Source organism: Trinickia caryophylli (assembly GCF_034424545.1).
In the GTDB taxonomy this organism is placed as follows: domain Bacteria; phylum Pseudomonadota; class Gammaproteobacteria; order Burkholderiales; family Burkholderiaceae; genus Trinickia; species Trinickia caryophylli.
On record NZ_CP139970.1, the window covers coordinates 842,934 to 855,826 of the forward strand.

Annotated in this window: 12 protein-coding genes; 5 read left to right on the plus strand and 7 right to left on the minus strand. The window is 64.7% G+C overall.

Annotated features, from left to right (window positions below; genetic code table 11):
* Nucleotides 1-705, minus strand: a complete 705-nt coding sequence (locus U0034_RS03785; protein ID WP_085224181.1) for a CoA transferase subunit A — start codon at nt 703-705, stop codon at nt 1-3.
* A gap of 234 nt (nt 706-939) precedes the next feature.
* On the opposite strand from U0034_RS03785, the gene U0034_RS03790 reads away from it, so the two are divergent.
* The gene (locus tag U0034_RS03790; protein WP_085224179.1) at nt 940-1,485 is read left to right on the plus strand and encodes a PAS and helix-turn-helix domain-containing protein; all 546 of its coding nucleotides are present in this window, start codon (nt 940-942) and stop codon (nt 1,483-1,485) included.
* Nucleotides 1,486-1,498: 13 nt separating this feature from the next.
* On the opposite strand, the gene U0034_RS03795 is transcribed toward U0034_RS03790, so the two are convergent.
* Both U0034_RS03795 and U0034_RS03800 read right to left on the minus strand, forming a co-directional pair.
* Nucleotides 1,499-1,951, minus strand: coding sequence for an acyl-CoA thioesterase (locus U0034_RS03795; protein WP_386092009.1), 453 nt, complete (start codon nt 1,949-1,951; stop codon nt 1,499-1,501).
* Nucleotides 1,952-1,981: 30 nt separating this feature from the next.
* Nucleotides 1,982-2,761, minus strand: a complete 780-nt coding sequence (locus U0034_RS03800) for an SDR family oxidoreductase (RefSeq protein WP_085224177.1) — start codon at nt 2,759-2,761, stop codon at nt 1,982-1,984.
* Between the two features lie 193 nt (nt 2,762-2,954).
* Here U0034_RS03800 and U0034_RS03805 point away from each other — a divergent pair, with 193 nt between their 5' ends.
* On the plus strand, nt 2,955-4,628 hold the full coding sequence (locus U0034_RS03805; RefSeq protein WP_085224175.1) for an electron transfer flavoprotein-ubiquinone oxidoreductase: 1,674 nt from the start codon (nt 2,955-2,957) through the stop codon (nt 4,626-4,628).
* Nucleotides 4,629-4,750: 122 nt separating this feature from the next.
* Here U0034_RS03805 and aroC read toward each other — a convergent pair whose 3' ends face one another.
* From aroC to U0034_RS03820, 3 genes are all read right to left on the minus strand, one after another.
* Entirely contained in the window at nt 4,751-5,851 is a 1,101-nt protein-coding gene (aroC, locus tag U0034_RS03810; protein WP_085224173.1) for a chorismate synthase, read from the minus strand.
* A 110-nt stretch (nt 5,852-5,961) separates the two neighbouring features.
* A complete protein-coding gene (locus U0034_RS03815) occupies nt 5,962-7,899 on the minus strand; it encodes an MFS transporter (protein ID WP_085224171.1) in 1,938 nt (645 codons plus the stop codon).
* 190 nt (nt 7,900-8,089) lie between these two features.
* Nucleotides 8,090-8,548: a CBS domain-containing protein gene (locus tag U0034_RS03820; RefSeq protein ID WP_085224169.1), complete on the minus strand. Its 459-nt coding sequence runs from the start codon at nt 8,546-8,548 to the stop codon at nt 8,090-8,092.
* A 206-nt stretch (nt 8,549-8,754) separates the two neighbouring features.
* Between U0034_RS03820 and U0034_RS03825 the strand changes: the two genes are divergently transcribed.
* The 3 genes from U0034_RS03825 (at nt 8,755) to U0034_RS03835 (ending at nt 11,449) form a co-directional block, all read left to right on the plus strand.
* The gene (locus tag U0034_RS03825; protein ID WP_085224167.1) at nt 8,755-10,089 is read left to right on the plus strand and encodes an O-acetylhomoserine aminocarboxypropyltransferase; all 1,335 of its coding nucleotides are present in this window, start codon (nt 8,755-8,757) and stop codon (nt 10,087-10,089) included.
* Complete coding sequence (locus U0034_RS03830; protein WP_085224165.1) at nt 10,086-10,970, plus strand: alpha/beta fold hydrolase; 885 nt, start codon at nt 10,086-10,088, stop codon at nt 10,968-10,970. The genes U0034_RS03825 and U0034_RS03830 overlap by 4 nt, the downstream gene beginning before the upstream one ends.
* A 158-nt stretch (nt 10,971-11,128) precedes the next feature.
* Nucleotides 11,129-11,449: an Mpo1-like protein gene (locus U0034_RS03835; protein WP_085224163.1), complete on the plus strand. Its 321-nt coding sequence runs from the start codon at nt 11,129-11,131 to the stop codon at nt 11,447-11,449.
* A 16-nt stretch (nt 11,450-11,465) separates the two neighbouring features.
* On the opposite strand, the gene U0034_RS03840 is transcribed toward U0034_RS03835, so the two are convergent.
* Complete coding sequence (locus tag U0034_RS03840) at nt 11,466-12,785, minus strand: YihY family inner membrane protein (RefSeq protein ID WP_386092227.1); 1,320 nt, start codon at nt 12,783-12,785, stop codon at nt 11,466-11,468.
* Nucleotides 12,786-12,893: the final 108 nt, after the last annotated feature.

Sequence of the window (12,893 nt, forward strand, 5' to 3'; positions counted from 1 at the left end):
TCAGTCTCCCTTCGCGCGCACGACGCGTTGTTCGATGCGCTTTTCCGGATGCGCGTTGAGCACGATCCGCTGCACGAAGATCCCGGGCGTATGGATCGCATCGGGATCGAGTTCGCCCACTTCGACGATTTCCTCCACCTCGGCCACGGTGACGCGGCCCGCCATCGCGCACATCGGATTGAAGTTGCGCGCCGTGCGCCGATAGACGAGGTTGCCTGCCTTGTCGGCCTTCCAGGCCTTCACGAGCGCGACGTCCGCGGTGAGCGAATGCTCGAGCACGTAGTGGTTCTCGCCGAACTGCCGCGTTTCCTTGCCTTCCGCGATGATCGTTCCGTAGCCCGTGTTCGTGTAGAAAGCCGGAATGCCCGCGCCGCCGGCGCGCAGTTTTTCGGCGAGGGTGCCCTGCGGGGTGAATTCGAGCTCGAGCTCGCCCGCCAGGTACTGGCGCTCGAACTCCTTGTTTTCGCCGACGTACGACGAAATCATCTTTTTGATCTGGCGCGTTTCCAGGAGCAGTCCGAGGCCGAAGCCGTCCACACCCGCGTTGTTGCTGATGCAGGTGATGCCCTTCGCACCGGAATCGCGCAGCGCACCGATGAGCGCCTCGGGAATACCGCACAGCCCGAAGCCGCCTACGGCGAACGTCTGCCCGTCCTTGACGATGTCTTCGAGCGCGGCGGCCGCGCTTGGATAGACCTTGTTCATCTGATGTCCCTTCCAGTTCCAGATTGGAGTTCGCGAAACGGGTCTTTGGCATGCGCCTCTACCCATCGCGGCGCTCGATCATTCTAGTCACGGCAGCCGGAATCGGCAGAAAGCAAGCGCGCCCGCGCCCGTTTTCGGATGGTCGAAAGGGTAAGATGGGCGGCGCTTGCGGCACAATACGCAAAAATACATAAGCAAAACGCCCACCCGCGTATGCCGCGGCGCATGCAGACTATGGCCCAACTCGACTATCAAACCGCTTTTCATCTCGCCCCGATCGGGCTCGTCCTCTCGCGTGAGCGCGTGATCGAGGATTGCAACGATGCCGTGGCCCGGATCTTTCGCTGCGAGCGCGCCGCACTGATCGGGCAGTCGTTTCGTGTGCTCTATCCGTCGCCCGACGAGTTCGAGCGTATCGGCGAGCGCATCGCGCCGATCATGATCGCGCAGGGAAGCTATGCCGACGACCGCATCATGAAGCGTGCCGACGGCGAGCTGTTCTGGTGCCACGTCACGGGGCGTGCACTCGAGCGGTATGAACCGCATGCGGCGGGCGTGTGGACCTTCGAAGATCTGAGCGCGACACGCCGCGTGGCCGTGGAGCTCACGCCGCGCGAACGCGAAGTGGCCGCGCAGCTCGCCACGGGCAAGACGAGCAAACAGATCGGCCGCGCGCTGGCGATCAGTTCGCGAACCGTCGATATCTATCGAGCCCGCCTGATGCGCAAATACGGCACCGGTAATGCCACCGAGCTGCTGCAACGGCTGCTCGGGCACTAAAGCCGGCGCGCGGTCAGCCCGTGCTTTCCGAGGTGGCCTGCTCGAGCACGTCGCGCAGCCGCATCGGCAGCGGCACCGATTTTTCGGCGGCGTAGTCGATCCAGACGCAGCGCGCCTTGCCGCGGGCATAGACCGTGCCGGCGTCGTCGGCACGCAAGAGTTCGAACGCCGTATCGATACTGCTGCGGCCCGGCTTCGCCACCAGCATGCGGCCGATGATGTCGCCCGGGTAGCGCAACTGCCGGAGAAACTCCATCGACGCATTCACGACGACGGGCCCCTGCCCCGTATGCGTACCGTCCGCAAGCCCGAGATGCTCGAACCAGCTGATCCGCACCTGCTCCATATAGCGGAAATAAACGGTGTTGTTGACATGTCCGAAAGCGTCCATGTCGCCCCAGCGAATGGGCATGGCCATTTCGAACACGGGCCGGTAATCGTTCGTCGTCACGTCTCGTTCCTGCATGAAAAAGCGGTGAAGCGGCAACCGAGCACGTCAGGCGAGCGCGAAACCGTCGTCTGCCGCGATCACCGCCCCGTTGATGAATTGCGACTCGTCGGCCGCGAGCAGAAGCAGCAACCCGTCCAGGTCCTGGGGCTGCCCCACGCGCCGCCGCGGCAGCATCGCGAGCAGCTTCTGGCCCTGCTCCGTTTGCCAATGATGGTGGTTGATCTCGGTATCGATGTAGCCAGGGCAGATCGCGTTGACGTTGATGCCGAGCCGGCCCCATTCGAGCGCCATTGCACGCGTCATCTGCACGACAGCCGCCTTGCTCATCGAATAGAGACCGATCTGCGGCAATACGCGCAGGCCCGCGACCGAGGCGATGTTGATGATCCGGTACGCCGGCTTGGCCGCACTGCCGCCCGAACGCATGAGCATCCGCTTGGCCACTTCCTGTGCGACGAAGAATGCGCCGCGCGTATTCGTATCGAATACATACTCGAAATCCGCGGGCGTGACCTCGGTCAGCTTCTGCATGGTGGACACGCCCGAATTATTGACGAGGATGTCGATCGTCCCCGCTTCGGTTTCGGCGTGCGCCACCGCCGATTTGATGCTCTGATAGTCGGTCACGTCGAGCGACACGACGTGCGCGGCACCGCCCGAGGCTTCGATTTCCGCGCGCAGTTCCTTGAGCAGTGCAACGCGGCGGCTCGCCAGCACCACCTTCGCGCCGGCTTGCGACAATACGATCGCAAAACGCTTGCCGAGCCCGCTGGATGCGCCCGTAATGAGCGCCACCTTGCCTTCCAGATTGATCGAACGGCCCATTTCGTTCCCTTGATCGATAAGTTGGTTGTTTGCAGCGACGTGCAAGCAGCAAAGTGGCGGCCAGAAGAGGCGCCACTCTATCACACAAATAGAACGATCGTGCTAATCTCGACCCATTCGGTTGCAGCGCCACCGGCCTTCGCTGACAATACGAACCCGAAAAAAAGCCCATTCTAACGGCTAAGGAGCCCCCATGACCCCGGAAAGTCTGATCGCGCAGTACGGCCCGCGCGAATCGATGGAGTATGACGTCGTGATCGTCGGCGGCGGCCCCGCCGGCCTGTCCGCGGCGATCCGCCTGAAGCAGCTCGCGCGGGAAAAAGGTGTCGAAATCGGGGTCTGCGTGCTGGAAAAGGGCTCCGAAATCGGCGCGCATATTCTCTCTGGCGCGGTCATGGATCCGCGTGCGCTCAATGAGCTGATTCCCGACTGGAAAGAAAAAGGCGCGCCGCTCGACGTTGCCGTGACCGAAGACCGGTTCCTGTTTCTGACCGAAAAGTCGGCGATCAAGACACCGAATTGGGCGCTGCCGGACAATTTCAAGAATCACGGCAACTACGTGGTGAGCCTCGGCAACGTCACGCGCTGGCTCGGGCAGCAAGCCGAAGCGCTCGAAATCGAGATCTTCCCGGGCTTCGCCGCAGCCGAGGTGCTCTACAACGACGACGGCTCCGTCAAGGGCGTGGCCACCGGCAACATGGGCATCGGCAAAGATGGCGAGCCCACCGAGAATTTCCAACTCGGCATGGAGCTGCACGCCAAATACACGCTCTTTTGCGAAGGTGCGCGCGGGCATCTGGGCCGGCAACTCATGGCGAAATTCGAGCTCGACAGGGACGCCGATCCGCAGGTCTACGGCATCGGCATCAAGGAGCTCTGGGAAATCGATCCGGCCAGGCACCAGCCCGGGCTCGTCATCCACACGGCCGGCTGGCCGCTCGATACGCAAACCTACGGCGGCTCGTTTCTTTACCACGCGGACAACAATCAGGTCATCGTGGGCTTCGTGGTCGGCCTCGGCTACTCGAACCCGTATCTGTCGCCCTTCGAAGAGTTCCAGCGCTACAAGACGCACCCGGCGATCCGCCAGTTCCTCGAAGGCGGCAAGCGCGTGTCGTACGGCGCGCGCGCCATTACGGCAGGCGGCCTGCTGTCGCTGCCGAAGCTCGTGTTTCCCGGCGGCGCGCTCGTCGGCGACGACGCGGGCTTTCTCAACGCCTCGCGCATCAAGGGGAGCCACGCGGCCATCAAGACGGGCATGCTCGCCGCCGAAGCAGCGTTCGATGCCGTCCAGGCCGGCCGCAGCGGCGACGAGTTGGCCGCCTATCCCGAATCGTTCAAGGCGTCGTGGCTGCATGCCGAGCTGAACCGCGCGCGCAACTTCAAGCAATGGATGAGCAAGGGCCTCTACCTCGGTACCGTCATGGTCGGCATCGAGCAGAAGCTTTTCGGCGGCAACGTCCCGTGGACGCTCCATAACCGGCATCGCGACAACGAGATGCTCAAGCCCGCCTCGCAATGCACGCCGATCGCCTATCCGAAGCCCGACGGCAAACTCACGTTCGATCGTCTCTCGTCGGTCTTCCTCTCCAATACGAACCACGAGGAGAACCAGCCCGCACACTTGACGCTGAAAGATCCGTCGGTACCCGTCGACGTCAACCTGCGCACTTATGCGGGCCCTGAGGGCCGCTATTGCCCGGCGGCCGTCTACGAGTTCGTGAAGGACGACGACGGCGGCGATCGGCTCGTGATCAACGCGCAGAACTGCGTGCACTGCAAGACCTGCGACATCAAGGATCCGACCCAGAACATCGTCTGGGTCACGCCCGAAGGCGGTGGCGGTCCGAATTACGCAAACATGTAAGCGGCGCGGTCAGTGTGCGGGCGCGGCCCGCGCGCAGCCGAACAAAACAAAACAAAACGGGCGCGGTTTGAAACCGCGCCCGTTTTGTTAAGCATTACAGCCGGCCTGCCATACCTGCTTCGTCAGAGCGCGCTCGGCGGGATCTTCGGCGTGGCCACGCGCACGTCGCCGCACTGCGCGCGATGGCGCAGCGCATGATCGATCAGCACGAGGGCGAGCATCGATTCGGCGATTGGCGTTGCGCGAATGCCGACACAGGGATCGTGCCGCCCGAAGGTTTCCACAATCGCGGGCTCACCCGCCTTGTCGATGGAGCGGCGCGGCGTGCGAATGCTCGATGTCGGCTTGATCGCGATCGAGACGGTGATGTCCTGCCCGGTCGAAATCCCGCCCAGGACGCCACCTGCGTGGTTGCCGACGAAACCCGCCGGCGTCAGTTCGTCGCCATGCTCGGAGCCGCGTTGCGCCACACTCGCAAAACCGGCCCCGATCTCCACGCCCTTCACGGCGTTGATACCCATCATCGCATGCGCGATATCGGCGTCGAGCCGGTCGAAGAGCGGCTCGCCCCAGCCGACGGGCACGCCGCTCGCCACGACGTTGATGCGCGCGCCGATCGAATCGCCATCCTTGCGCAACTCATCCATATACGCTTCGAGTTGCGGCACGATCTCGGCATTCGGCGCGAAAAACGGATTTTCCGGCACATGGTGCCAATCGACGAACGGAATGTCGATCGCGCCGAGCGCCGCCATATAGCCACGTATCTCCACGCCATGGTGCTCGCGCAGCCACTTCCTGGCCACGGCGCCCGCCGCCACCGTCGGCGCGGTCAGCCTCGCCGAGGAGCGCCCGCCGCCACGGTAATCGCGAATGCCGTACTTGTGCCAGTAGGTGTAATCGGCATGGCCGGGACGAAACGTGTCGACGATGTTGCCGTAGTCCTTGCTGCGTTGGTCGGTGTTACGAATCAGGAGCGCGATCGGCGCGCCCGTCGTAATGCCCTCGAACACGCCGGACAGGATTTCGACCTTGTCCTCCTCTTGCCGCTGCGTGACATGGCGGGAGGTGCCGGGCTTGCGGCGATCGAGCTCGCTCTGAATGTCCGCTTCCGTCAGCGCCATGCCCGGCGGGCAGCCGTCGATGACACAGCCAATGGCGGGGCCGTGCGATTCCCCGAACGTCGTAACGGTGAAAAGCGTGCCGAGAGTGTTGCCGGACATGACTTGGCCTTACGAAATAAATGCGGAAAGACCGATATTATGCCCTGCCTGCGAACGCGTGCTGCCCCCTCAGCGGCACCCCTCAGCGGCAGGGCTTTGCGGCAGCGGTGCTATTTGCGCGGCCCGCGCAGCTCCGTGACGATCTGCTGCAGTACCTCGGGGGTGGCCGCCCCCGGCTCGAGCGGCTCGCCGACAGCCAACGTCAGCCGGCTCATGACGCCCTTGCGAATGGGCCGCGGCCAGCGCGCATCGGCGTGGCGCGAGAACACGCTGCCCCACAGGCCCCGTAGGGCGACCGGGATGACCGGCACGGGCGTGCGCTCCAGAATGCGCGACACCCCCTGGCGAAACGGATTGATCTCGCCCGTGCGCGTGAGTTTGCCCTCCGGGAAGATGCAGACGAGATCGCCCGCCGCAAGCGCCGAGGCGCACGCGTCGTAGGCTCGCTCGAGCAGCGCCGCGTCTTCGTGCGCCGGCGCGATCGGGATCGCCTTGGCGTGCCGAAACAGCCACCCGACGAATGGCGTACGGAAGATTCGATGGTCCATGACGAAGCGGATCGGCCGCGGGCTTTGCGCGACGATGACGAGCGCATCGACATAGCTGACGTGATTGCACACGAGCACCGCCGCGCCGACATCGGGAATCCGCTCGGGGTGCACGAGCCTGATACGGTAGAACGTATGAACGAGCATCCACACGACGAAGCGCAGCAGGAACTCCGGCACGAGCGAATAGATATAAACCGCCACGACGACGTTCAAAAGCGCCGTCACGAGGAATATGCCGGGAATGCTCACGCCCGCCGAGGTCAAGGCCACCGCCATCAATGCCGAGGCGATCATGAACAACGCATTGAGGATGTTGTTGGCGGCGATGATCCGCGCGCGATGGGTCGGCTGGCAGCGGCTCTGAATCAATGCATAGAGCGGCACGCTGTAAAAGCCGCCGAACATCGCGAGCAGGAAGAGATCGGCGAGCACCCGCCAATGCGCCGGCATGGCGAGGAACTCCCCAACCGTCAGCAACTGCGCCGGCCGGGGCAGCGCATGGCTCGCGAAGAACAGGTCGATCGCGAAGACGCTCATGCCGATCGAGCCGAGCGGCACGAGCCCGATCTCCACGCGCCGCTTCGAGAGCCGCTCGCAGAGCAGTGAACCCAGGCCGATGCCGAACGAGAACGTGGCGAGCAAAACCGTCACGACATCGGCGTTGCCCGACAGCACATCTTTCGCGAAGTTGAAAAACGAGGTGAGAAACGTGGCGCCGACGAACCAGAGCCAGGAAACGCCGAGCAGACTCAGAAAGACCGTTCGGTTGGTACGGGCAAGCGCGAGATTGCGCCAGGTTTCGGAGACCGGGTTCCAATTGATGCGCAGTTGCGGCTGCGACGACGGTGAAGCCGGCACCGCGCTCGATACGGCGCGGCCCGCGAGCGCAACGCCGACGCACAGGCTGGCCAGTACAGCGGTGCCGGCCGACTCGAGGCCGGCCGCCGCACCGCCGATGATCGTGCCAATAAGGATTGCGAGGAAGGTTCCCATTTCCACGAGCCCGTTGCCGCCCACGAGTTCGTGGTCGTCGAGGTGCTGCGGCAAATAGGCATACTTGACGGGACCAAAGAGCGTCGAATGCACGCCCATCAGGAACGTGCCCAGGTAGAGCAGCGACGCACGGTGCAGCAGGAAGCCCGCTGCGCCGACGAGCATGATCGCGATTTCCAGCGTTTTCACGAGGCGGATCAGCACCGCTTTATCGTATTTATCGGCAATCTGCCCCGACGTCGCCGAAAATAAGACGAAAGGCGCAATAAAAATCGCCGAAATCAGAAAAGCGGCCGTTGCGGCATCCACACCTGGAAAACGCGCGGTTTGATAGGTGACAAGCGCCGAAAAACCGATTTTGAATACGTTGTCGTTGAGCGCGCCGAGAAACTGCGTCCAGAAAAATGGCGCGAACCGGCGCTCGCTCAGCAGGCCGAACTGCGAATGTTGGGCGCGACGCTTCGGACGCGCGGCGGGAGTCATGGAAACAGGCTGGTCACTCATTCGATCGGGGCGATGTCTCGCTCATGGGGACGATGCCTCGGGCCGTCCTGGCGGGCCGAGCAAACCGGAACGACGAACTCGCGCAGCGCGCGCGTGCCCGTCGCATTCCCCCGGACAAAGGAGGCGGCGAAAGAAAGGTCCGGGGTTCGGCTCCGGGCGATGCTGGCGAATGTGCGCGACGCGCGTCGCGTCAGCGCAGGCCGCGCACGTCGCCCTCTTCGGGCCAATCGCGGATGTACGCCTTCAGCATGCGATTTTCGAAGCTCTGCTCCTCGACAACGGCTTTCGCCACGTCGTAGAACGAGATCACGCCCATCAGCATGCGGTTTTCCACGACCGGTAGATAACGCACGTGATGTTCGAGCATCATGCGCCGAATTTCGTCGAGTTCCGTTTCCGGCGTACAGGTGACGGGGTGGTCGTCCATGACCTTGCGGATCGTGGCCGTGCCCACGCTGCCGCCGTTCGCCTTCAGCGTCATGATGATTTCGCGAAACGTCAGCATGCCGACGAGTTCGCCGTATTCCATTACGACGAGCGAGCCGATATCGCGCTCCGCCATCGTATTCACCGCCTCGGTAAGCTGAGTATCGGGTGTGACCGTATACAGCGCGTTGCCCTTGACCTTCAGGATGTCGCTGACTCTCATGGCTGCCCCTCCTGGTAAAGCCTGAATCGATCGGACGATGCTATCGGAAAGCCCTTTAAAAGGAAAGCCGGAGCGCGTGTCCGGACGAACGGAATATATTCCCCGCATTGTGCGCCGCACGCGCGCCAACCGGCTACCCAGGCGCGCGCGGTGATACGATGACCGCCACGCCAACCCTCGCCGGATGCGCGTCCGGCCTGTCACTGATGTCCGCGAACCGATTCGATACCCTGGCCGTGCATGCGGGAGCCGCCCCGGACCCCGCCACCGGCGCGCGCGTCACCCCCGTCTATCAGAGCGCCGCCTTCGTCTTTCGCGATACCGACCACGCCGCCGCCCTCTTCGACATGGAACGAGCCGGCCATGTCTACTCGCGCATTTCCAACCCCACCGTGGCCGTTTTCGAGGAGCGCGTCGCCGCGCTCGAAGGCGGCGCGGGCGCAATCGGCGCCGCAAGCGGGCAGGCCGCGCTGCATCTGGCCATCGCCACGCTGATGGGCGCCGGCTCGCATATCGTCGCCTCGAACGCGCTCTACGGCGGCTCGCATAATCTGCTCAGCTATACGCTGCGCCGCTTCGGCATCGAAACCACCTTCGTGCCGCCGCGCGACATCGACGCCTGGCGCGCCGCCCTGCGGCCGACGACGCGCCTCGTCTTCGGCGAGACGCTCGGAAACCCCGGCCTCGACGTGCTCGACATCGAGGCGTTGGCCGGCATCGCGCACGAGCACGGCGTACCGCTGCTCGTGGATTCGACCTTGACCACGCCATGCCTGCTCAAGCCCTTCGAGTACGGCGCCGACCTCGTTTATCACTCCGCCACGAAATTCCTCGGCGGCCATGGCACGACGATCGGCGGTGTACTCGTCGACGGCGGCACGTTCGATTTCGTCGCTTCGGGACGCTTTCCGGAGCTGACCGAGCCGTACGAGGGTTTTCACGGCATGGTCTTCGCCGAGGAGAGCACCATTGCGCCGTTCCTGCTGCGTGCGCGGCGCGAAGGGCTGCGCGACTTCGGCGCGTGCCTGCATCCGCAGGCCGCCTGGCAGTTGCTTCAGGGTATCGAAACGCTGCCGCTGCGTATGGAGCGCCACGTCGCCAATACGCGCCGCATCGTCGAATTCCTCGGCGCGCACGAGGCCGTGGCCTCCGTGGCCTACCCGGAACTCGACGCTCACCCCGACCACGCGCTCGCCCGCAGGCTCCTGCCGCGCGGCGCGGGCGCGGTCGTGAGCTTCGATCTGCGCGGCGATCGCGCCGCTGGGCGGCGCTTCATCGAAGCACTCACGCTCTTTTCCCATCTTGCGAACGTAGGCGACGTCCGTTCGCTCGTCATCCATCCGGCTACGACCACACATTTCCGCATGGATGCGCGCGCGCTCGCCGCGGCAGGCATTCGCGAGGGCACGATCCGCCTTTCGATCGGCCTGGAGGATCCCGACGATCTCATCGACGACCTCAAGCGCGCGCTGAAGGCCGCCACCCGGGACACGGCCCGCGCACGGGCCGCCGCGCCCTCTTCCGGCAAGGAGCCCGCATGATCGTCGACATCGACGGCAAAGCCGTCTATGCATACACGGGCGGTCAGACGCTCGACGCCGCACGCCCCACAGCGGTCTTCGTGCACGGCGCCCAGCACGACCACAGTGTCTGGGCGCTGCAAAGCCGCTACTTTGCCCATCACGGCTTCAACGTCCTTGCCGTCGACTTGCCGGGGCACTGTCGCAGCGCGGGCCCGGCCGCGAAAAGCATCGGCGCCCTCGCCGACTGGCTCGCCGCACTGCTCGACGCCACGGGCCTGCCGGATGCGTTCGTGGCCGGACACAGTATGGGCTCGCTCGTCGCGCTCGAGTTCGCCGCGCGCCACCCCGCACGGGCGAGCCGGATTGCGCTGGTGGCGACAGCCGTGCCGATGCCCGTGTCCGAAGCGCTGCTCGAGGCCGCACTCGAGCGCGAAAGCGAGGCGATTTCGCTCGTCAATCGATGGTCGCACGCGACGATTGCCGCGAAACCGTCCTGCCCCGGGCCTGGCTTCTGGCTGCACGGCATGAACGAGCGGCTCATGCAGCGCGTGGCTGCGCGCGGCGAACCGCGGCTGTTTCATACCGACTTCACGGCGTGCAATGCATACGCCGACGGGCTCACGCAAGCCGCCCGGGTGCGTTGCCCCGTGCGCCTCGTACTCGGCGCGAAGGATCTGATGACGCCACCGCGCGCGGCGCGCCCGCTCGCGGATGCGCTGGCGGCGGCCGGCGCGCAAGTCGACGTAATCACGCTGGACGCCGGCCACGCGGTCATGGCTGAGCAGCCGGACGCGACGCTCGACGCGCTCTTCACGTTCGCGCGCCCGCTGCTCGCCCCGCTGCTCGCCCCGCCACCGGCCCCGCCCGGACCGCAATCGACAGGCCGAACCGAACGATAACGCCAACGCCCGCCGGGCACCACTCGGCCGAATGGCCGGGTTGCAGGCACCGCCCGTTGCTCGCAGAATAGGCCGTCGGGCTGCACCCGTCTCGCGATGCCGGCGCCGGCGTCGCGTACCGGCTATCGGCGGGCCGCATCGAAAGCAGGGAGGCAATCATGGCTCACGGCACTCATCCGGCTCACTTCGCGAGCTTTGCGCAGTTCTATCCGTATTACCTCGGCGAGCACCGCAATCGGATCTGCCGGCGGCTTCATTTCATCGGCTCGCTCGGGGTCATCGGGTGCGTGACGATGGCGCTCGCCACAGGCAGTTGGCTGTGGCTGCCGGCTGCGGTCGTGTGCGGCTACGGGTTCGCGTGGGTCGGGCACTTCTTTTTCGAAAAGAACCGGCCCGCCACCTTTCGCCACCCGCTCTACAGCCTGATGGGCGACTGGGTGATGTTCAAGGACATCTGCACGGCAAAAATTCCGCTTTAGCCCGTCGCCAGTCGGCTCAGCCCGCGTGATGCGGCGCCGCGGGCTGCGGCCGGACGCCGCCACCGGCCGAGAACGCCCGGCGCGCGTCGCGCGCGGCGAGCAGCGTCGAAAGCGAAACATCGAGTTTGTCGTTGCGCAGCGTATCGAGCAGCGTTTCGCCATCCACGCGCGTGGAGTCGAGTTTCAGTTGGTACTCGAGTTCGGCCCGATCGATCACGAACACGTCGAAAAGCCGCGCTACCGTGATCTGCGCCGGGTTCGCCAGCAGTGCATAGCGCGGCATGCCGTCGCCCCCCACCTCGTCGTGAAGCCGCGTGAGCCATTCGCGCCGCGCGAGCCTGCCCACGAGCCGCTGTGTCGTGTCGAGATCGCAACGCAGCGCACGGGCGAGTTCCATGACGGTGAGCCCCGGCTTGCCCGCTTCCCGCGCGTCGTGCAGGCGGGCGAGGATCTCGAGGGCATCGAGCAAATCGCCACCCGCGTAGACGCGGCGATGAAACTGGCCGACGCGGATGGCCGGCAGTACAGCAGCTATGGCCGCACCGGCCAGCGTGATGAACCAGCTCAAGTAGACCCAGAGCAGAAACATCGGCACGGTGGCGAAGGCGCCGTACACGGCTGTGTAGGTTGGAATGCGGCGCACGTAAAAGCCGAAGCCGCGCTTGGCGAATTCGAACGCGATCGCGGCGCAGATGCCGCCCACCGCCGCATCGCGCCATTGCACGCTGCAATTCGGCAAATAGACATAGAGCATCGTGAATGCGAGGCCCGTCAGCGGCAGTGCGGCCCCCGCGAGCGTCCAGTCGATGAGCGGCGAGACGTACTCGAACGGGCTCGATTGCGTGAAAAGGTGCGAGGTGATCGAGAGGCTCACGCCGATGAGAAGCGGGCCGAGCGTAATCACGGCCCAATAGACGAGCACGCGCTGCGCGAACGGTCTCGGCTTCGGTACACGCCAGATCAGGTTGAACGCGGACTCCACCGTCATCATCGTCATGACGGATGTGACGAAAAGCACGATCATGCCCGCCGTCGTCAAACCCTTTGCCTTCGACGCGAACTGGTTCAGGTAGCGGAAGATCTGGCTGTTGATCTGGTCCGGCATCAGATGCTGCGCGAGAAACGTCTGCAACGACGCCTGAAACGTCGAGAAGATCGGAAACGCGGTGAAGAGTGCGAACGCGACCGTCGCAAGCGGCACGATCGCGAGCATCGTCGTGAACGTGAGACTGCCCGCCACTTGTGCGATGCGATCCTCACCGCTGCGCAGCGCGGCGAAGCGCGCCAGACGCTTGAGCGTGTCGAAGTCGAAACTGAGCTGCTTCGGCAAGAAAATCCCTCCAGATTCAGAAGATGCGATGCGCACGAGCAGGCACACTGGGCGCGCGCGGCGCCGCCGTCCGCCTGCCGGCGCCCATGACCCTATAATAAGCCGCTCACGCAC